Here is a 20,950-nt window from a genome sequence, read left to right as displayed (position 1 = left end):
ATAAACTGCTTAAAATCAGTGTAAGATTATGATTTTTCTAGAACTTATAAGTTACGTCGACACCAATTTGACGTTTCTCACCTTTCAGCTCAGTGATAGCTCGTAAACCGGCAATAGAGTCAAATCTTAATTCTGCATATTCTTTATCAAATAAGTTCTTGCCCCAGATACCGAAGCTTAGTCCAGAACTAAGTTCATAACTTACGCGACCATTCCAAAGGGCGAAGCCACCTTGACGCGTATATGGATTTTCGTTTTGATCGAAATAGAATTCTGATTGGTAGTCAAATCCCAATTCAGCCTTCAGCATACCGTTACCGATTTCTGATTCCCATTGGGCGCGACCACCAATGTTCCACTTAGAAGTAAACGGCAAGCGAGTTTCTTCAATCACGACTTCACCGAAACGGAATTCGCCGATCTCTGCTTCTGGAATATAACCAAGGTTTAAATCTAGCTGCCATGCTTGTGTTGGCGAGTAACTAAACTCGGTTTCTAAACCATAAATGGTAGAATCACCAGCGTTACGCAGTACACCAAAAGGTGATCCATCGTTAAGTAATACGAAGATTTGTTGGTCTTTATAGTCGTAGTAGAAAGCGGAAGCATTTAAGCGTGCTTTCTTATCTAAGAATGACCAGCGGCTGCCGATTTCATAAGCATCCAATTTTTCAGGACGGTATTCAGAATTTGCTGCAACGTTAGGTGTTAATGAGTAAGCACCATTATAACCGCCGCTCTTATATCCACGAGCATAGCTGTAGTAAACACTGAGGTCGGTATTTATTTTCTGGATTAACGATAACTTGCCAGATAATTCGTCATCTTCAACCTCGCCATTTAAATCCCAAGCTCCGGGAATGAAAGCGCCAACAACGTCGAAATCTGCAAGTGATGACCATTCAGTGCTTTCATCTGTGTAGCGTAATCCGGCAGTTAATGTGTAAGTGCTAGAAAGTTGGTAATCCACTTGGCTGAAAAGTGCAACGGATTCATTTTCTAAATCATTGTGGTAAAACACTTGGATTGCATTTGCGGCGACTTCTGGCGGAGCTTCACGAAGTGAGCGAGCAACATCAATACTGTTTTCCTGCTGAATATCCTCATTTAGATAATAGAGGCCGGTGATCCAGTACATGTCGTCATTTTCATAAGAGACCGTGAATTCTTGGCTAACCAAGCTGTTGTCTGTGCCCATTGTTCCTTCGGTAAATTCACCCGGGCCGTCTGAATCGAATGCATGGAAACGGTCTAAATCTCGGTAGCCGCTAATTGAGGTGAACATGATGTCGTCGGTAATGTCCCACTCAACCTTTACACTGGCCGCCCAAGATTCAGAGTCATGAATTCTGTCAGCAGTATCGGCTGATGCGTCCCAATAATTGTCGCTATCAATACTATGACCATAAACGTTAACACAAGCCGGTGAACCTAATTCTTCCGGCGTACATTGACGGCCTTCTGTAGCATGATCAATCCCCAAACTATGAATGGGTTTTGTTGAACCTGACCAATCATCGTGTTGGAACTTAGTTGTTAAACGAACGTCGTCAAAATCGGCAGTAGTGATCCAGCGGAAATTTAACTGTTTCAAGCCGCCATCTGGCGCGCCCGGGAAAAGGTTGTTCGTGGAATAATCGTAATTGTCGTAGTTAAATGCTAAACGGCTTTTAACTCGGGAATTTGAAGGTAAGTTAACCGCACCTTCAGCGGAAGTGTGGTCTTGCTGTGCAACGCCAGCGTTCAAATAACCACCAAACTCGTCGCCCGGCATCGTTGAATGAATAAGTACCGCGCCCCCGGTTGTATTTCTACCGAACAATGTGCCCTGTGGACCACGCAGAACTTCAAGGTGCTGAATGTCGAATAAGTTAACTGATAAGTTATTTGCACTGCCACCAACGACACCATCTGAATAAATCGAAATCGGGGAAATGGAGGATGTGTTGTAATCGATCATGCCGATGCCGCGAATATTAAATGAAGGAGGTGTGCCTTCGCCGGCGTTTGTTGTGATCTTAAAATTAGGCACAAGAGAGGAGATTTGCGTTGTATCTTTAAGCTGTAACTCTTGAATATCATCGCCAGAAACCACAGTAACGGGAATGGCAATATCGGCAATGTCTTGTGCACGTTTTTGTGCATAAACAACAATCTTCTCTACACTTTCGTCTGAGCTAGCAGCGTCCTGTGCATTAGCCTGACCAAAAAATGCGGTACTTAGGATAAGTCCTGTGTATATACATCTTTGCGATAACATCGTAATTCCTTGTTAGTTTTTCTCTCTGGATCATACTGTTGGCAACGCCCGTAAAAAGTAATGCCAAAACGGATTAAGTTATAGGCACCCTGCGGGCGCGGCTATTATGCATGAAAATCTTTGGCTTTGCAGTTGTCTGCGGGATCTAAATGGAAAATTTTTTAAGTTGTTTTATAACCATGCTTTTGGGATAACATCGTGCGAGTCAGGGCGAGACAAGGTAAACTATTGCTCGAAAAAAGGCACTATTTACTCCTCAAAAAATATAACCGCTTGGTAAAGTTAAATTCTTACCTATGTTAGTGAGGAGCTAATAATTCCAAATGATGAAATGAGAGGACATCAAGCGTAAAGGCTTGTGTCTTAAGTGATTATTTACAAACATCAAGATTATTATTGTGAGTATACTCGATTACGAATTAACAGAAGAACTTGCCTCGGTCACTCCAGAAATACGCCTATTTAAAGCTCAAGATGAGGAAGGTAGTGCTTATTTTGTTAAACAATTAATCAGTAGTGATCCTGATAAGCTAAAAAAATTCTTGGATGATAACCAAGTCCAGCAGCAATTTTCTTTTTATTCGCTTGCGAGTATTACTGAATTAGCTGAGTCGCAGCAGTCTTGTCATGCTGTTATGCCGGTGTCAGCAGATGTAAAGGATTTCATTTCTTATTTGAATGACTCAGCGCTAGAACTTCACCATAAGTTAGCACTCGCTGTTTCTCTTGCTTCCATTGTTGAGGACTTTCATAAAGAAAACGTCATCATTGGGGAGATTGCCCCTCAAAATATTTATGTTGTGCCGGATGAAGCATTACCCTTTTTAATTGACCTCTCCTATCTGAAACGAACAAACAGCGTTAGTGCGCCCATTTCGCAAAACGAAGTTAATTTACTTAGCCTGAAAACCATCGCTCCAGAAGCAACGGGGAGGGTTAATCGAGTTATTGAACAAAGAGCAGACTTGTATTCTCTGGGTATTATCTTGTATCGCTTGTTTTATAACGTTTTCCCGTTTGAGTCAGATGTGCCCATGGAGCTTATTTATGCCCATATAGCCAGTGAACCTCCCGTTCCTGAGAACACGCAAGTTCCCTCAATTTTATTTAAAATTATTCAGGTTCTGCTGCAAAAGAATCCAGAAAAACGTTATCGCACTATTGCAGGGCTGAAACAGGATTTATTGACGTGTTTAAACACGTGGAACGAACAACAGGTTATCCCCGATTTTGAACTAGGAACGGCAGATCAAAGTGATCAACTCCTGTTTAGCCATCACTTATACGGAAGAAGTACAGAGATAGAGTGGCTGCAAACCACCTTTTATCGGGCGATGGAAGGTAATAAGCAAGTACAGGTGGTTCATGGTGCTTCGGGTATTGGTAAGTCCAGTGTAATAAGGGAACTTATTCCAACTGTTTCCCAGCACAAAGCCATTTTCATATCAGGTAAGTTCGATCAATTTAAAATTGATCAGGCTTATTCCGGTTTACTGGATGCGATAGAAGCGCTCATTGATCAAATGTTGGCGTTGGATGAAGCCAAGTTATGGCAATGGGAAGGTAAGTTACGCGAAGCGCTTGGTCTTGATGCAGAGTTAATGACGCGTTTATTGCCTAAATTGGGTTTAGTGCTAGGGCAAGGAACGGAAACCCCCACTCGTTCTTTGGAGTATGGAGAGCAGTTCAACAGCTTATTGCTGCGCTTGATCCAAACTTTGTGTAGCCAAGATAGAACCGTTGTCATGTTTTTGGATGATTTGCAGTGGGCCGACATTGCAACCATCAAGGTACTTGAAGACATCATGCTAAGTGAAGACATCAATAATTTGATGTTTATTTTGTCTTATCGCGATAACGAAGTGGATGAACATCATCCTCTTACTGCTACCCTCACAAGTGTGGAAGAACAAGGCGTGAACGTAAATGTCATGGCGCTGGCACCGTTAGATGAGTTAGCCGTTGCTTTGATGTTGTCTGATTTACTGAGAATGGATGAGCAGCCATGTAAACCTTTGGCACAATTGCTTGTGCAAAAAACAGCAGGAAACCCCTTCTTTCTAAAAGAATTTATTAAGGCCCTCGTTGACCAAAAGCTGTTGTATAAGAAGTATAATAAGCCATGGAATTGGTCTATCGATAAAATTCAGCAGCAACAAATCACCGATAATGTTGTCGATTTGGTTTCGCAACGCATCCAACGCTTTAGCCCAGAAAACCAACATGCATTAAAAACGGCAGCCTGTATTGGTGATGAAGTTGCTGTTAGCTTGTTATCTAGTTTAATTAAAGATAACGCAGAGGCTTTAGAGCAACTCATCGCTATTTGGGTTGAAGATGGCCTTATGACGGCTCACCTTGGTTCTCACGGAGTGACTAAACTGGTGTTTACTCATGACCGGATCCGTCAAGCGGCTTATGAAATGCCGGGCACAGCAAGTACAACGGAAATTCATTACAACATTGCACAGTGGTATTTAAATCGATATTCCGAGTCATTGCAGCAACAGCATATTCTTGAATTCATCGATCACTTAAATGTTAGTCGTTCATTTTTTATTGATTCTGGACGTCAATATTACTTGGCTAAACTTAACTTATGGGCTGCCCAAAGGGCGCTTAACTCAAAGGTTTATGAGTTAGCAATTAATTACTTCAACTTGGCTCTTGAGTTGCTCGAAGCCGCAGATTTGGGACAACAATATGAGCTTATCTTCGAAGCAAATTTTGGTCTCGCTCAATGTATGTATTTAACGCAGCAATTTTCTGACATAGACCACTATCTCTTTTTGCTGACAGAACAAGCAAAATCTCAGCGCGATTTGAAACTGGTTCAGCGCTTGCATTTGTTAGTCTTGATTGCTCGAAACGAAACTCAATCCGCTATCAATTTAGGAATGGAAGCAATGCGCGAGGTTGGGGTTGAATTACCCGAGCTTGATACCATCGCTGAAACTTACCTAAATTTAGAAAATCTCTACGATGTAAACAACATCGAAGCGCTGATCAAATTACCCGTCTTAGAAAATCAAACCTCGTTACTTGCGTTAGATATTGCCAATGTGATGCAAACGCCTTGTTATTTAATGGGGCCGCAATACTTTATGGGGTTAACGTATGCCACTATGGAATGGTGCTTACGTAGCGGTAATTCAGCTTTTTCCAGCAAGATTTTTGTGAGTCATGCTCTGCTAATTTGTGGTGCTTATGGAAAATATAAAGAAGCGTTAGATTTTGTAAATGTGTCTGAGAAACTGAATAGCGTTTACAAAGGCGTTAAAAATTTCGAGACAGAAATTCGCTTTTCCAAGCACTCTACTGTTGCTCATTGGACTGCCCATTTGGCCAATTCACTAGATGAATTAGAAAAGAATTACTATCTGGGTTTGGAAAAGGGCAATGTTGAGTACGCCTTCCATTCACTGCTTTTCCAATGCTTTTATCGGGTTTTTGTTGGTCAGCCGTTAGATGAAGTGAAGAATAAGTTTGATTTTTCTTTGTCTATCTTCAACGGTAAAAATCAGCATTACCATGAAGTGTTTGGTGCAGTTTGGTATGAGATGCTCCTCAATTTGCACTCACCGATGCGTGACCCATTGATATTGCAAGGCGAGTGGTTTGATGAAACTCGCGATTTGGAAGATTTGGAGCAACGCGGTGACATCACTATTCAATTTTGTTTCCACATTGCAAAAATGGAACTAGCGTATATTTTCAACGATTTTGAATTAGCAAAAAAGCATATGGAAGCGGGAGAAGCCTTAGTAGCCGTTGCGCCTGGCTTGTATCATGTAACCGAATATTATTTCTATGCGGCGTTAACGCATGCAAGGTGTAGCCACTTCGCTAAATCGTTGGAAGAAGAAGATTATCATTTGAAAAAAGCCAAAGAGCTGGAGGCGATGTTTGATAAGTGGTGTGAAACCGCCTCTGAAAATCATCTTCATAAACTACAGCTCTTACGTGCCGAAATTGCCTTTTTAGAGCGTAATCCGCAGGCGTGGGAGTTGTATGACTTAGCGTTGAAACAGGCTCAGGAAAGTGGCTATATCAATCATGCGGCCATTATTTGTGAAAGAACTTATGACTATTGGGTGGAGCAAGGCAAAAGAGAGTTCGCCATCATCTGTTTGAAGCAAGCTAATCAATTCTATCACCAGTGGCGTGCGTTTAATAAAGCAGAGCAGTTGGTCGCACACTCACCGGAGTTAGCGCGTGTATTTGAGGAAGAAAGTCGGGGGCAAAGTAATAATCAAGATTTAGGTAACTTACTGGATTTATCCTCGGTATTAAAAGCCTCGGAAATGCTGAGTGGGGCCATCGATTTAGAAGCGTATCTTAAGCGAATGATGGCTATTATTGTTGAAAATGCCGGTGCGCAACGAGGGTGTATTTTACTGTCTAATAAGCAAGAGCCGATGGTGCTACGAGCGAGTTATCCCAACACGTTCACTGAAGACATGTTGCCTAAATCGTTAATTAATTACGTGAGTCGAATTAAAGAAAAACTGATCATTGATGATGTCCCTGAGCATAGCTTAACCAGTGATGAGCCATGCTTTAAAAAGTCGGCTCCTAAGTCGATTATGGCGATTCCAATTTGGATTGGTGGCAGCTTGAAAGGCATGTTGTATCTTGAGCATTTGGAGTTGAGCCACTTATTTAAGCCTGAAGGCGGTTATGTTTTGCAAATGCTGGGAAATCAAACCGCTATTTTGTTCGAAAACGCCAATTTGTATCAAGAAAGCCTTGATTACAGCCGTGATTTGGAGCGTAAGGTCTCAGATAGAACCAAAGAGTTAGCACAAGCCAAAATTAAGGCGGAAGAAGCAACGACAGCTAAATCTAATTTCCTTGCCAATATGAGTCATGAAATAAGAACGCCGATGAACGCGGTTATCGGTTTGTCTCAACTGGCTTTGCGTAAAGCTGAGGATCGTAAACAGCGAGATTATCTCAACAAAATTCTTAATTCTTCGGAGTCATTGCTAGCGTTAATTAACGATATTCTGGATTTCTCAAAAATCGAAGCTAACAAGTTGGTTTTGGAGGATACACGTTTTGATTTAGAAGCGTCGATTCGCCGCGTGACTAATTTATGTGCGTTGAGAATTCATGAAAAAGGCTTGGAGTTTGTGCTCTCCATTGACCCGAAATTACCACATTTTTACATTGGCGATCCTTTACGCATTGAGCAAATCATTACGAACTTAGTCAGCAATGCTGTGAAGTTTACCGAACAAGGTGTGATTCAGCTCAACGCTAACTTAGTTGGGCGTCACGAAGACAAGGTTATCTTGGAGTTTTCTGTTGAAGATAGCGGCATCGGAATGTCGAAAGATCAAGTGGACAAACTCTTTAGCTCATTTAGTCAGGCAGATGAATCGGTCACACGAAAATACGGAGGCACAGGACTCGGCTTGGCGATTAGCAAGCAATTATGTGAGCTAATGGGCGGAGATATTTCTGTTTCCAGCCAAGTTGGTGTTGGCTCCAAGTTTACCTTTACGGTACAGCTTGGCATTACAGATGAAAAACCAACAGAGAGTCGTGTTGAACAAAAACAGGTTATTTCTAACTTAAAAGTGCTGGTGGTGGATGATATTGCCATCTCCAGACGTGTAATGTGTGATTGCTTACTTGGGCTTGGTGTTAGTGCAAATACTGCTTGTAATGGCATCGAAGCGATTGAAATGGCGCTAAATGCAGATGCCAATAACACGCCCTTCGATGTGATTTTGATGGACTGGCGAATGCCTGAACTTGATGGTATCCAAGCCGCAAAACAAATCATGTCGGGTTCGAAAGGCCGATTACCACATATTTTGATGGTATCAGCGTACGATAGAGAAGATGCTATTGATGCTGCGAACGCTGTGAATATTAGTGACTTCTTAGAAAAACCCGTGAGCCGCTCTACACTCATGGACTCTTTATATACCGTCATGGGGCACCAGTTATTACCGGAAAACCGCTTTAACGTTGCTTTAGAAGCTCCCGACTTGCATCACATTAATCTTTTACTTGTGGAAGACAATGCAATAAATCGACAGGTGGCAATTGAGTTTTTATCCGACACTCGCGTCAATATTACCGTGGTCCAAAATGGTCAAGAAGCTGTGGAAATAATGCGTAATACGCAGTTTGATATTGTTTTGATGGATATTCAAATGCCTGTTATGGATGGCCTGACCGCTACAAAACGTATCCGAGACTTTAATCAAGAAACGCCTGTTATTGCGATGACCGCTCATGCGATGGAGGGGGATAAAGATAAGAGCCTTGAAGCTGGCATGAATGATCATATAACCAAACCCATTGTTCTTGATGAATTGTATGGTGTGCTTAAGCATTGGTGTCCAGAAGGTAATGGCGAAATAAAAGCGATTGAAACTGAGGTGATTCCACCTAAAACTAAAGCATCGCTCAATGACTCAAACGAGCGATTTGAGCGTCTTGTTTCCTCGAATATGCTTGATGTACACAGTGCGGTTTCGCGCTTCCAAGGGCGAAAGTCATTGTATATGGAGCTGGTTGAAGATTTTTATCGCTCGAATCATGATGTTGCTGAAAAAATGAATCAATGCCTTAAAAATCATGAGGAAGACGAGTTATTCCGAATTGTACACTCATTGAAATCTAATCTTGCTTATATTGGGGCGTTATCGTTGAGTGATGTTGCCGGACAAATGGAAGCGGCAATGAAGTCGCAGAATGATTACGCTCCGGGTATCAATGCTTTTTGTTCACAAATCACCCTATTGACCGATGCCTTAGCGAAGGTTTTCGAGCAGGTTAAAATAGATAAGCCAGTATCTCAAATTAGTGAGCATGTGTTGTTATCTATTCTTGAGCGCCTGCTGCCATTATTGCGTTCATCAGATTTTGATGCTGAAAAATTGATATTGGCGCTGCAAAATATGCAACTTTCTGTCGAAATGCAGGAAAATACTGAACAAGTTGCAGAGATGGTCGATGAAATGGAGTTTGAGCAAGCAACTACATTTGTGCAAAATTGGATAAAAAAGCTGACCAATAAGGAATAATATGTCACTATTTTGCGAGTATTAATTTAACCTGCGCAAAGTAAGAAAGAAGAAGGATTATGTTGCAAGAATTGGCAGATAAACCAACAATTTTGTTGGTCGATGATGAAAAAGCAAACTTAAAAATTTTAACGGATTTGCTTAAGCCGAATGCAAAAACCTTGGTTGCCAAAAGTGGTGCGCAGGCATTACAAAAAGCAAAAGATTTATTCCCAGATATTATTTTGCTTGATGTCGTTATGCCTGACATGGATGGATTCGAGGTTATAAAAAAACTCAAAAGTGATCCGAGTACCCAGTCTATCCCGGTTATTTTTATTACGGGCTTAACGGATGTGAATTTTGAGGAAAAAGGGTTAGAGCTTGGCGCATGCGATTATATTCAGAAGCCTTTCCATGCAGCAATTGTCCGAGCGCGTGTTCAGCTTCATCTGCAATTACTTAGACAACGCCGTATGCTGGAAGAGCTGGCGTTAATAGACCCCCTCACCACAATTGCCAACCGACGTAAGTTTGAGCAAGTTATTGATATCGAGTTGCGTAGTGCAATGAGGACAGGCGAGCCACTCTCCATTGCGGTCATCGACATCGATTTCTTTAAACAATTCAATGATACTGCTGGTCATTCGGCTGGAGATATGGCACTCGCGGAAGTGGCTAACGGCATCCAGTCGCAGTTGAAGCGTCCTCGAGATTTTGTGGCACGAATTGGCGGAGAAGAATTTGTGGTTGTGTTACCAAATACAGACAGCGTTTCCGCAGATATGTTACTAAACCAGTGTCGAAGTGCCGTCGCCTCCTTGAAAATTCCTCACCCAACAGCTACACCTTATCAAGTGGTCACGATAAGTTCTGGTGGAATAACTTGTAAGCCATCTTCTTTAAGTGACAAGGATGACATCCTTAACCGCGCAGACAATATGTTATACGAAGCTAAAAACACAGGGCGCAATCAAGTTTTGTGGGACGAGCTGCCTAACTAGCTCATCAAGTTCGCTTACCGTATGGTCTCGCTTATTCAAAATGTGGAATACGGTAGTGAATAAAAGCAAATATGAGAAAAATGAGCCGTTACTTTCGGGCAAAGTCCTTGTAGCGGAAGATCAACCCGAAGTGCGGCAACTACTTGTTATTCTTTTAGAAACCGCGGGTATGAATGTGGTTGCCGTCGACAATGGCGAAGATTTAGTACGTTTGGGCACAACATCTTCTTGGGATATTATTCTGACGGATATCCAAATGCCTAGAATGGATGGTATAGAAGCCACGAAAAAGCTGCGCTCTCAATACGTAAATCAACCTATTATTGCGCTGACTGGCAATGCAGTTCAGACTTGCAGTGGGCAGTACGAAGATGTTGGATTTACCGGTTTTATCGGCAAGCCATTTACGCGTAAAAGCTTCCTCGAAACGCTTTCAGCACATTTGATGGCGGCACATGATGAGCGTGAAAATATCGAAAAAGATATTGCAAGCGAAGTGGATGCTTTGTCCCGTGGATTTATCTCGACACTTCCCCAACAACATGTTAAGGCAGTGCAATATTTGGCACAAAAACAATGGCGAGAATTAGCCGGTTTAGCGCATGCAATTGCGGGTTCTGCATCGACATTCGGATTAACTGAATTAGGTAAAGCCGCCCAAATGTTGGAACTGTCTTTAATGCGAGTGCAGCATCCAAGTTATGAGGGAGACTGTTCTGAGCAAATCGAAAAAGCCAATGCTTTTAGCTGCCACATTCAGCAAGTTCTAACGTTTCATTCGACGAGTGAAGTATTTGAGTGACACTAAGGCTTCTTTTTCGTGTGTTTTAACCAGTTATTTTGCAGATCAAGTAATCGGCTACTTAGTATGCCAAGATATCCCCAGCCAGAAAACAAAAGCGCTGCGCCTAGCATAAGTAGGCCGGGAATTTGCAGTAAGTGATTGAGCTGTGCGCCAGCAATAATTAGCCCAACTGAAAAAGCGAACAGAACAACTCCTAGTTTGAAGCGTTTCCAGCTTTTTTCAGGGGTAGTGGCTAGTTTTTGTAGTTGCTCGCGCATCATTATTGTGACAGTAGTCAAAAGCATCGAAAACGACGATGCTGGGTTGATCTAATTTAAGAATAGTAAGAATGTTCGCCAGCTTGGTGCTCTGTAATATCTCGAACGCCTTTTAACTCACCTTCAAATTGCTTTAACAACTGAGCTTCAATACCATCTTTTAGTGTGACATCTACCATTGAGCAGCCATTACAGCCCCCACCAAATTGAACAACCGCAATACCTTCATTCGTCAATTCAATCAAGTTAACGTGACCGCCGTGGTTGGCAAGTTGTGGATTAACCTCGGATTGAATGACATATTGGACGCGATCATACAAAGGGGCGTCTGAATCCACTTTACGTGCTTTTGCGTTTGGTGCTTTCAGAGTCAGTTGAGAGCCCATTTGGTCAGTGACGAAATCAATTTCGGCTTCTTCAAGGAAAGGGGCGCTTTCTGTATCGACAACTGCATCAAAACCGCTGAAGGGTAAAATAATATCTGACTGTTCAACTGCATCGGGTGGGCAATAGGATACACCACACTCCGCATTAGGGGAGCCCGGATTCACAACAAACACTCGGATATTTGTGTGTTCAACTTGATTTTCAAGCAACTTCCTGAAATGTGCTTGAGCAGCATCCGATATAGAGATCATAATATCACCTCGTGTTTAAAGATGGTCGAGATGATAGCAAAAAATACTTGAGTGAAACACTCAAGTAAGTAACTCTTTTGCAACTTCTTATAATTAAATCGCAATTCTGAATGCGAAAGCGTAAAAATCTCCAAAGTAAAATAGGAAACGGCAAACGAAATGAACTGGCTTAAGACAACCACGCGATTATTGTGTTCCCTGATCATATTGAATTTTTCTAGCTTGGCAGTAGCAATTGAAGATACCGACTATCTTCCAAAAGATGTCACTTACAACCCTGACATATCGCTACCAAACAGTGTGTTAGGGGCTTCAGTGGGTGAATGGCATGTTCGACATGACCAGCTTGTGAATTATATGAGAACTGTGGCGCAACAGTCTCCGCGCATGCAATTGAAGGAAATTGGTCGCACTCATGAGAATCGTCCATTACTACATATTTACGTATCCTCGCCGGAGAACCTAGCTCGCTTAGAAAGCATTCGAACTCAACACATGAATAACTGGTTTGAGCCGAAAGAAGAAGTGGACCTAAATCAACCCGTTATCGTTAACATGGGGTTTAGTATTCACGGTAATGAACCATCTGGCGCGAATTCTTCAATGTTGTTGGCGTACTATTTGGCGGCAGCACAAGGGGAAAAGATCGATAATCTACTGAAAAATACAGTGATTATTTTAGACCCTTCTCTCAATCCTGATGGCCTTGCTCGTTTTGCGCAATGGGCCAATATGCACAGAGGTAAGAATCTATCATCGGATAGCAATCATCGAGAGCATATTGAAGGGTGGCCTAATGGCCGAACCAATCATTACTGGTTTGATTTAAACCGAGATTGGTTATTACTTACTCACCCGGAATCAAAAGCCAGAATTGAGCAGTATCACCAGTGGCGTCCACATGTATTAACAGATTTTCATGAAATGGGAAGCAATTCAACTTACTTCTTCCAGCCCGGCGTTCCATCCAGAACTAACCCGTGGACGCCTGTAGATAATGTACGACTAACGGGTGAGTTCGCTAAGTTCTTCGCTCATGATTTCGATAAAGTAAAACGTAGTTATTTCTCAGAAGAAGCCTTTGATGATTTTTATTACGGTAAAGGCTCTAGCTACCCAGATGCACATGGCAGCATCGGTATTTTATTTGAACAGGCCAGTAGCCGTGGACATCAACAAGATACAGTAAACGGTTTATTAACTTTCCCACGCACTATTGAAAATCAGTTTTTAATGTCGTTATCGACTTTGCGTGGAGCCGTTGCCCTAAAAGACCAGCTACTCAACTTGCAGCAAACCTTTAAAAAAGAAACTGCGGCGCTTGCAAAAAGCGATGAGGTAGCTGGATATTTGATTAGTGAAAAGTTTGATAAATCTCGCTTACATAAGATGTTAGGGAAGCTAGAGGATCATCAAATTACCTATTATCGTATTGATAAGCCTGTTGAAGTGGATGGCGTGAAATTCATTCCCGAACACAGCTATTTTGTGCCTTTGGATCAAATACAGTATCGATTGATCAAATCTCTTTTTTCGGAGCGAAAGCGTTTTAATAACAACACATTTTATGATGTATCAAATTGGAACATCGCGCTCGCTTACAATATCGACTATCGCCCTGTGGAGCGGAGTCGCTGGCGTAAAGTCTCCTTTATAGATTCTAAGCCTCAGCATTTACCAAGTGTTACGAATAACCTGAGTGAGAATGCCGTCGCGTATGCATTTAGCTGGCAAGATTCTCAAGCGCCGACACTGCTTCAGGCTTTACTTAATAAAGGCTTAAAAGTTCGGAATGCTTCTATTAGCTTTACCGCGAACACCAGTGCGGGTGAGGCGAGTTTTATGCCGGGAGCGGTGATTATCCTTGCAGGGGATAAACAGCCTGAAAACTACCGTTCCACGTTATCTGCGCTTGCGAACGAAAACAACATTCGTGTGAGATCTTTAGTTTCTGGCTTAACAACACAAGGGCCTGACCTTGGTAGCCGTAATGTTTGGCCAATTACGCCCCCCAAGGTCATGATTGTGGGTGGTAAGGGAGTGTCTCCATATGAAGCTGGGGAAGTGTGGCACTATTTGGATCAACAACTTGCCCTTGCTCCCAGCATCGTTGAATGGGGTAATCTAAATCGCGTAGATTTATCTGATTACACCCACATTATTCTTGTTAGTGGTAACTATTCCAATGTGAGTGACTCTGCTGTACAAGCTTTAGCTCAATGGTTGAAAGATGGTGGGGTCTTAATTGGCCAGCAACGTGCTAATCAGTGGTTGTCTGAAAAGGATTTATTAGCAACGAACCTAATGGGCAACGATGAAATCGATAAAGTTTTCGATACGAGCACCTTAAATTATGGCGATCGAGACAAATTAGCAGCCAAGAAACTTGTAGCGGGTGCGGCCTACTTGGCTGAGGTGGACTTAACGCACCCTCTTATGTTTGGTTTTACAAAGGATAAAATTGCCATGTTTAAAACCACCAACTTAGTGATGCGTAAGCCGGCGGGGCCTTTTATTACCGTGGGAAGTTACAGCAATAGTCCTTTGCTTGCGGGTTACAGCGCCGATGAAATGCAAAATCAATTTGCAAACAGCGCTGCGATTGTGGCGCATCGAAAAGGCAAAGGTAAGGTAATCGCCATCTTAGATCGCACCAATTTCAGAGGATATTGGCAAGGTACGAACCGTATTTTAAGTAACGCCTTGTACTTGAGCGAGTACATCAATGGTAAGGCAGATTAATCTAACCCAAGGTTTTTATCGCTGATTGCAAGTGTCCACACATCAATGTTGATGTGTGGATTCCTGTGCTTTATTGCCCGTGATAGTGCTTCAACCGTTGCACCTGTTGTAATCACATCATCGACAATGGCAACTCGTTTTATCCCGAGCATCGGTTCCGCACTAAATGCTCTTTTTAAGTTCTTTCTTCTTTTATCTCCCCCTAATTGGCTTTGGGCGAAAGCAAACTGTTGACGTTTGCAAAAGTGCGTATTCAACGGAATAGCCAATCCATGCGATAGGTGCTCAGCTATCAATGTTGCTTGATTAAAACGCCGGGTCCCATAGCGTTTAATGTGTATTGGTACAGGAATAATGATGTCGGGTCTTGTGGTGTCGTTTAACTGCAATTCTAAATCATGAAGTAAGTATTTACATAGGCTTTGAGTTAGATAATCAGAGCGTGAAAATTTAAACTGTTTGATCATAAAATCAATAGGCCAACGATACAGCATTGGGCAAATAAGCCGATTAAATGTGATGTTTCCGAGGGCTTTTGACACGTTGGGGAGTGTCAATAGGTTTTCCGCACTAGCTGATCTCACCAAAGAAGATGGCACGGTTTCTTCAAGGGTAGTCTTAAGAAAAGGCAGTGCATTTTCGCACGTCTCACAAATCAAATTATCGCTAACTTGTTTACATAAATAACAGTTTTGAATATGAGCCCACTTAAGGGAAATGATAGACTCCATTGATATTTTAACTCCGCTTCCGTGTGGTAGTTCATTAGCAAAGGTAATTCAAAAATGACGCAAACGAAACAACAAACGCTTGAGTGTCGAGTCGTGGGTGATGGTCCCGATTTGGTATTACTGCATGGATGGGGGCTTAACAGCGGTGTTTACGATAAAATGCTGCATGATCTTAGCGCGCATTTTCGCGTGACCTTGATTGATTTACCCGGTTATGGTGTGAATAACCATGTTTTGCCGGAGCATTACGATTTGCCCTCCATAGCGAATATGGTGGCTCAGGTGATACCTGAACGTTGTGCTATTTTGGGGTGGTCATTTGGCGGTTTAGTAGCGCAAAGACTGGCACTAGATTTACCGGATCAAGTCAATAAATTGATTTTGGTTGCAACAACACCCAAGTTTGCAGCAGAAAAGGAAGAAGAATGGCACGGTATGCTGCCAGAGGTGTTAGATTTATTTAAAACACAACTGCAAGGGACATACAGTAAAACGTTGGACCGGTTCATGGCGATGCAGGCGTTAGGAAGTGAATCGGCAAAATCCGATATTGTTATCATCAAAGAGTCGGTGTCAGCTTATCCCGAGCCTCACACTTCTGCTTTAGAAGCTGGGTTGAGTATTTTAAAATCTACCGACTTAAGGCATGAACTAATGCAGCTTGCTATTCCTACTCTTCGTATCTATGGGCGACTTGATAGCATTGTTCCTGAAAAAGCCGTGCCACATATCGAGTCGCATCATCCTGAGTCTCGCTCCTTGATTATTCGAAAGGCTTCTCATGCGCCCTTTATTTCTCATCAAGATGAATTTCTAGAGGCCGTTCGAACGCACTTGTTGGCGTAGTTAATAACTTGGTCGTATATCAAATAATTAATTAAGTAGAAGATCGACTAAACATTAGCTTTTAATCTCTCTTGAGTTGATTAATAATTGATCACTAGGTATGAGGGGAAATTCTATATGTCTATCGTCAATAATGATGTGAATTCAGCAGTCGTTTCTGGTTTGTTGGGATTCCAGCGTGCATCGGATGGCATTACTCAAGCGTCTATTGGGATTGCCCAAAAGGCAGCACAGCTTCGTGATCCTCAAGAAGTATTAGCAGATGCAGCGACAACGCAATTAGGACTAACGTCACAGTTGTTACCAAGTCGAGGTGATTCGATAACTTCAGACATTGTGTCGTTGTCAGTGAATTTAACAAACGCACAAGCATCAACTAAAGTGTTAGACGTGGCTAACGAAACAGTTGGTCGGTTGATCGATGAATTAGCTTAATTTGAATTTTTGAGACAGAACGAAACGTTAAAATGAACATTGTTACGCCATTGCCAACAACGATTCCATTCACGACAAGTAACGTGAATACGGAATCTGCGCGCCGTGATAATGCTCAGCGAGAAACGATTCCACAAACAGGTGCTTCAGAAAATTCGGCTTCTGATTCTGGCTTAGGGTCAGAGTCAGATCGCGTCAGAACACCGGGACAAGCTCCTCCACCAGTCACTTACGAACGTCCACAGCCACAAACTCAACAAGCCCAATCTGATGCCCAACAAGAAGGGGTCCAGAATCAGGGCAATCCGCAAGATCAAGATAACGCGGAAGATCCAAGTGCAGGAAGAGAATCGGCGGATGATCGTCAACAGGCACAACAAGAAGCGGTCGAAAAGCAGGAAGTTCAGGAACTAAAAGATCGTGACAGAGAAGTTCGTACTCATGAACAAGCTCATGCGGCAGTGGGTGGTCAGTATGCTGGCTCCCCGTCTTACGAATTTGAAACGGGTCCAGATGGCAGGCGTTATGCGGTTGGTGGTGAAGTTTCTATTGATATTTCCGAAGAAAACTCTCCCGAAGATACAGTTAGAAAAATGGAGCAGGTTCGCGCTGCTGCATTAGCACCGAATGAACCGTCACCACAAGATTTCAGAGTTGCGAGTGAAGCAACTCAAAAGGCAGCAGAAGCAAGAGCTGAGCTTGCTAGAGAAAGTTCAGTAACGGCGCAAGAAGCTGTTGCTAATGGTTTCCCCGATAGTGTTCAGGGTGAAAACGAAAGCAATGAGCGAAATACAATTGGTGGGGCACCGGATTTAGACGACATCGTTTCAAGAGGCGATGTAAGTGGTCCTCGCCGTTCGTTGCAAGAAGCCGATCCGGTTGCTGAGGCTGCGGGTTTAGCGTCAGAGGCTGACGCCTTTAGGCAACAGCTTGCTAATCGTGATCAACAAATTAACCAACGGGCTGAGCGTATTGCAGGCTTCTATCAACAAGTCTCAGAACCGCGTCAGTTTGGGGTCCAACAGTCTGCTTAAGGTCATTTCATCCTTGGATGAATGACTAAATGTTGGTGAATCGGGTTACTAAGGATTAAGAAAGCCATCTGATTGTTCAGATGGCTTTTTTGTATCTAAACTTGCTAATCCTTCTTAGCTTTAGCAAAGGCTTCTGCAAAAGCGTTACCCATAGCAGCGTTGCCGCCGAAAGATGCTTGCCGATTTCCTTGAGGTTTACTACGACTTTGCGGTTTGCCCTTGCGAGCATCAGGTTTCTTATCACCTTGTCCATTTGATTTCGCTGTAGGTTTATCATCAAGGCGCATCGTGAATGAAATTCGTTTTCTTTCAATATCTACTTCCATGACTTTCACTTTCACAATGTCTCCAGCTTTTACAATTTCCCTCGGGTCAGAGATAAATTTATTAGTCATGCTAGAGATATGCACAAGTCCATCTTGATGAACACCAACATCGACAAAGGCTCCAAAGTTAGCCACGTTGCTGACTACGCCTTCGAGGATCATGCCGGGCTTGAGATCTTTGATTTCTTCAATACCCTCTTTGAATTGAGCGGTCTTAAACTCTGGTCGAGGGTCGCGTCCCGGTTTTTTCAATTCATCAATAATGTCGCGTACGGTAGGTAAACCAAATTGTTCGTCAACAAATTCTTGAGGCTCTAATTGATTGATAGCGTCTTCATTACCAATTAACGATTCAACATTTGTTGTAAGTTTCGCAATCATCTTTTTAACAAGCGGATAGGTTTCGGGGTGAACCGCAGAGCTATCTAATGGGTTGTCGCCCTGACTTGCGTTAATACGTAAGAATCCAGCGGATTGCTCAAACGCTTTATTGCCAAGTCGGCTCACTTCCAATAATTGTCGACGGTTCTTAAATGCGCCGTTCTCGTCGCGGTATTTAACGATGTTTTGTGCGAGGGTTTTGTTTAAACCAGAAACATGGCTAAGTAAAGCAGGAGAAGCCATATTTAAGTCAACCCCCACGCCGTTTACACAGTCTTCTACAACAGCATCAAGTGATTTGCTTAACTGACTTTGGCTTACATCATGTTGATATTGACCCACACCAATGGCTTTAGGCTCAATTTTAACCAGTTCCGCGAGCGGATCTTGTAAACGTCTAGCAATAGAAACAGCGCCTCTTAAAGAGACATCCAAATCCGGGAATTCACTGGCCGCAAGCTCGGAAGCCGAATAAACAGAAGCGCCAGCCTCGCTCACCATCACTTTATGGATGCCTAGTTCGGCGTTGTCTTTAATCAGTTCAGCAACAAGTTTGTCTGTTTCACGAGAGCCGGTGCCGTTACCAATACTGATCAGTTTTACTTTATGTTGTTTGCACAAATTACCTAGAGTACGAAGCGACTTATCCCACTGATTTTGCGGTACATGAGGGAAAATGGTGCTGGTGGCAACGAGTTTTCCAGTGGCATCAACAATGGCGACTTTAACACCAGTTCGCAGGCCGGGATCGAGTCCCATTGTGCATTTAGCGCCCGCAGGTGCAGCCATGAGTAGATCTTTGAGGTTATCTGCGAAGACTTTAATTGCGGCGGCATCTGAACGTTCTCGCAACTGATTAAACAATTCAGTTTCCATGTACATCATGATCTTAATGCGCCATGTCCACTGAACAACTGAGGACAAAAACTTTTCTCCTGCTTTACCAGCGAGTTTATTCGCTGATAAACCAACGTGATCCGCAATAATGGTCTCGCAGTAAGAGTGGCGATCACCTTCCTCTTTTTCGGGATCAGCATCCAGATTAACTTGCAAAATACCTTCGTTTCTTCCTCTAAACATGGCTAGAGCTCGGTGAGAAGGTGCAGAGCTTAATAGTTCTGAGTGTGCGAAATAGTCTTTATATTTTGCCCCCTCATTTTCCTTCCCAGCTACGAGAGTCGCTTTAATATGCGCGTTTTTTTGCAGATAGCTTCGTACCTTTTGCAATAAATCTGCATCTTCTGCGAACTTTTCCATCAAAATGTACTTCGCGCCATCTAGTGCCGCTTTACTATCAGCAATGCCTTTTTCTGCATTGATATAGTTTAGCGCTGCCTGTTCCGGGTCGGTTTCAGGGTGCTGCCATAAGTTAAGTGCAAGCGGTTCGAGTCCCGCTTCTTTCGCAATTTCACCTTTGGTTCTTCGTTTAGGTTTAAATGGCAGGTAAACTTCTTCAAGCTCGGTTTTATTTTCAATTTTTTCGATCTTAGCTTTGAGCTCAGGCGTTAACTTGCCTTGATCTTCAATGGACTTTAATACCGTTGTTTTTCGTTCCAATAATTCTCGAAGGTACGTAAGGCGAGTATCGAGCGTTCTTAACTGCCCATCGTCTAAGCCTTGAGTGGCTTCTTTACGATAACGTGCAATAAAGGGGACGGTGGAACCTTCGTCTAATAATTGAATTGCTGCTTCAATTTGTGAAGGTTTTACATTAATTTCTGCTGCAATGAAGTGAGCAACAGTGTTTTCTGACAATATATGTTCGGACATGCAATGCTTCCAGCACAATCTGTTCTGTTTCAAGCCTGATTATCGGTGAAAATGCCATAACCGAGCTTAGTTAACTGCCGTTGGAAAACCAACGTCATATGAGAATAATAGGTGTAATAGTAAATATGGGTGATCAAGCCATATCAAACCCCTAGATTATAATTTATTTTTACGATGAAGAAATCCAACTATATAACTCGAGAAGGTTACGACGCATTAGAGCGAGAACTTCGCTACTTGTGGAAAGAAGAGCGGCCTCGTGTCACCCAAGCGGTGTCCGATGCCGCTGCGCTTGGTGATCGCTCAGAAAATGCGGAATACATATACGGAAAAAAGCGCCTCAGAGAGATAGATAGACGAGTCCGATTTTTAACCAAACGCTTAGAGTTGCTCAGTGTGGTTTATCCTTCACCGCAACAAGCAGGGAAAGTCTTTTTTGGCGCCTGGGTGGATTTAGAAGATGATGATGGAAATATCATCACCTACCGATTAGTTGGGCCTGATGAATTCAATATCCGCGAAAATAAGTTAAGTATCGACTCGCCCATGGCTCGCAGCTTGTTAGGTAAAGCCGTTGACGATGAGGTCAAGGTGATCACCCCTTCAGGCGAGAGATACTTCATGATTTGTGATATTCGATATAGCTAATACCCAAAGATGAGGGGGTCATCGCTGGGTGATAGTTTGCTATTTGGG

13 protein-coding genes are annotated in these 20,950 nt (G+C 42.7%); 8 read left to right on the top strand and 5 right to left on the bottom strand.

What is annotated here, in order from left to right; genetic code table 11:
- Window positions 1-37 precede the first annotated feature (37 nt).
- Complete coding sequence (locus tag HJG39_RS09470) at window positions 38-2,260, bottom strand: TonB-dependent receptor (protein WP_268408727.1); 2,223 nt, start codon at window positions 2,258-2,260, stop codon at window positions 38-40.
- Between the two features lie 398 nt (window positions 2,261-2,658).
- Here HJG39_RS09470 and HJG39_RS09465 point away from each other — a divergent pair, with 398 nt between their 5' ends.
- Genes HJG39_RS09465 through HJG39_RS09455 form a run of 3 tightly spaced genes read left to right on the top strand, consistent with a single transcriptional unit; the run spans window position 2,659 to window position 11,091 of the window.
- Entirely contained in the window at window positions 2,659-9,306 is a 6,648-nt protein-coding gene (locus HJG39_RS09465; RefSeq protein WP_268408726.1) for an ATP-binding hybrid sensor histidine kinase/response regulator, read from the top strand.
- Between the two features lie 59 nt (window positions 9,307-9,365).
- On the top strand, window positions 9,366-10,289 hold the full coding sequence (locus HJG39_RS09460) for a GGDEF domain-containing response regulator (protein WP_268408725.1): 924 nt from the start codon (window positions 9,366-9,368) through the stop codon (window positions 10,287-10,289).
- A 55-nt stretch (window positions 10,290-10,344) separates the two neighbouring features.
- Entirely contained in the window at window positions 10,345-11,091 is a 747-nt protein-coding gene (locus HJG39_RS09455; RefSeq protein ID WP_268408724.1) for an Hpt domain-containing response regulator, read from the top strand.
- 2 nt (window positions 11,092-11,093) lie between these two features.
- Here the strand turns inward: HJG39_RS09455 and HJG39_RS09450 are convergent, their stop codons facing one another.
- Both HJG39_RS09450 and nfuA read right to left on the bottom strand, forming a co-directional pair.
- Entirely contained in the window at window positions 11,094-11,378 is a 285-nt protein-coding gene (locus HJG39_RS09450; RefSeq protein ID WP_268408723.1) for a hypothetical protein, read from the bottom strand.
- A gap of 29 nt (window positions 11,379-11,407) precedes the next feature.
- Window positions 11,408-11,989: a Fe-S biogenesis protein NfuA gene (gene nfuA / locus HJG39_RS09445; protein WP_268408721.1), complete on the bottom strand. Its 582-nt coding sequence runs from the start codon at window positions 11,987-11,989 to the stop codon at window positions 11,408-11,410.
- Window positions 11,990-12,148: 159 nt separating this feature from the next.
- On the opposite strand from nfuA, the gene HJG39_RS09440 reads away from it, so the two are divergent.
- Entirely contained in the window at window positions 12,149-14,731 is a 2,583-nt protein-coding gene (locus HJG39_RS09440; protein WP_268408719.1) for a M14 metallopeptidase family protein, read from the top strand.
- Here the strand turns inward: HJG39_RS09440 and HJG39_RS09435 are convergent.
- Window positions 14,728-15,462: a ComF family protein gene (locus HJG39_RS09435; protein ID WP_268408717.1), complete on the bottom strand. Its 735-nt coding sequence runs from the start codon at window positions 15,460-15,462 to the stop codon at window positions 14,728-14,730. The two genes, HJG39_RS09440 and HJG39_RS09435, sit on opposite strands and share 4 nt — an antisense overlap.
- Before the next feature lie 54 nt (window positions 15,463-15,516).
- Here HJG39_RS09435 and bioH point away from each other — a divergent pair, with 54 nt between their 5' ends.
- The 3 genes from bioH to HJG39_RS09420 all read left to right on the top strand — a co-directional run bounded on the left by bioH (window position 15,517) and on the right by HJG39_RS09420 (window position 17,777).
- On the top strand, window positions 15,517-16,308 hold the full coding sequence (bioH, locus tag HJG39_RS09430) for a pimeloyl-ACP methyl ester esterase BioH (protein WP_268408715.1): 792 nt from the start codon (window positions 15,517-15,519) through the stop codon (window positions 16,306-16,308).
- Window positions 16,309-16,425: 117 nt separating this feature from the next.
- Window positions 16,426-16,743 (top strand): hypothetical protein, encoded by a 318-nt coding sequence (locus HJG39_RS09425; RefSeq protein WP_268408714.1) that lies wholly within the window; start codon window positions 16,426-16,428, stop codon window positions 16,741-16,743.
- A gap of 32 nt (window positions 16,744-16,775) precedes the next feature.
- The gene (locus HJG39_RS09420) at window positions 16,776-17,777 is read left to right on the top strand and encodes a putative metalloprotease CJM1_0395 family protein (protein ID WP_268408712.1); all 1,002 of its coding nucleotides are present in this window, start codon (window positions 16,776-16,778) and stop codon (window positions 17,775-17,777) included.
- A gap of 104 nt (window positions 17,778-17,881) precedes the next feature.
- Here the strand turns inward: HJG39_RS09420 and HJG39_RS09415 are convergent, their stop codons facing one another.
- Window positions 17,882-20,254 (bottom strand): Tex family protein, encoded by a 2,373-nt coding sequence (locus HJG39_RS09415; protein ID WP_268408711.1) that lies wholly within the window; start codon window positions 20,252-20,254, stop codon window positions 17,882-17,884.
- A gap of 174 nt (window positions 20,255-20,428) precedes the next feature.
- On the opposite strand from HJG39_RS09415, the gene greB reads away from it, so the two are divergent.
- Window positions 20,429-20,902: a transcription elongation factor GreB gene (greB, locus tag HJG39_RS09410; protein ID WP_268408710.1), complete on the top strand. Its 474-nt coding sequence runs from the start codon at window positions 20,429-20,431 to the stop codon at window positions 20,900-20,902.
- Window positions 20,903-20,950: the final 48 nt, after the last annotated feature.

It is taken from the genome of Alteromonas sp. a30 (genome assembly GCF_026788005.1).
Lineage (GTDB): Bacteria > Pseudomonadota > Gammaproteobacteria > Enterobacterales > Alteromonadaceae > Paraneptunicella.
This window is presented reverse-complemented; position numbering and strand designations above follow the sequence as displayed.

Excerpts from the sequence above, each read along its gene's own strand:
- greB (WP_268408710.1), top strand. The coding sequence starts at position 20,429 with ATGAAGAAATCCAACTATATAACTCGAGAAGGTTACGACGCATTAGAG.
- nfuA (WP_268408721.1), bottom strand. The coding sequence starts at position 11,989 with ATGATCTCTATATCGGATGCTGCTCAAGCACATTTCAGGAAGTTGCTT.
- HJG39_RS09415 (WP_268408711.1), bottom strand. The coding sequence starts at position 20,254 with ATGTCCGAACATATATTGTCAGAAAACACTGTTGCTCACTTCATTGCA.
- HJG39_RS09435 (WP_268408717.1), bottom strand. The coding sequence starts at position 15,462 with ATGGAGTCTATCATTTCCCTTAAGTGGGCTCATATTCAAAACTGTTAT.
- bioH (WP_268408715.1), top strand. The coding sequence starts at position 15,517 with ATGACGCAAACGAAACAACAAACGCTTGAGTGTCGAGTCGTGGGTGAT.
- HJG39_RS09450 (WP_268408723.1), bottom strand. The coding sequence starts at position 11,378 with ATGCTTTTGACTACTGTCACAATAATGATGCGCGAGCAACTACAAAAA.
- HJG39_RS09425 (WP_268408714.1), top strand. The coding sequence starts at position 16,426 with ATGTCTATCGTCAATAATGATGTGAATTCAGCAGTCGTTTCTGGTTTG.
- HJG39_RS09460 (WP_268408725.1), top strand. The coding sequence starts at position 9,366 with ATGTTGCAAGAATTGGCAGATAAACCAACAATTTTGTTGGTCGATGAT.
- HJG39_RS09470 (WP_268408727.1), bottom strand. The coding sequence starts at position 2,260 with ATGTTATCGCAAAGATGTATATACACAGGACTTATCCTAAGTACCGCA.
- HJG39_RS09420 (WP_268408712.1), top strand. The coding sequence starts at position 16,776 with ATGAACATTGTTACGCCATTGCCAACAACGATTCCATTCACGACAAGT.
- HJG39_RS09440 (WP_268408719.1), top strand. The coding sequence starts at position 12,149 with ATGAACTGGCTTAAGACAACCACGCGATTATTGTGTTCCCTGATCATA.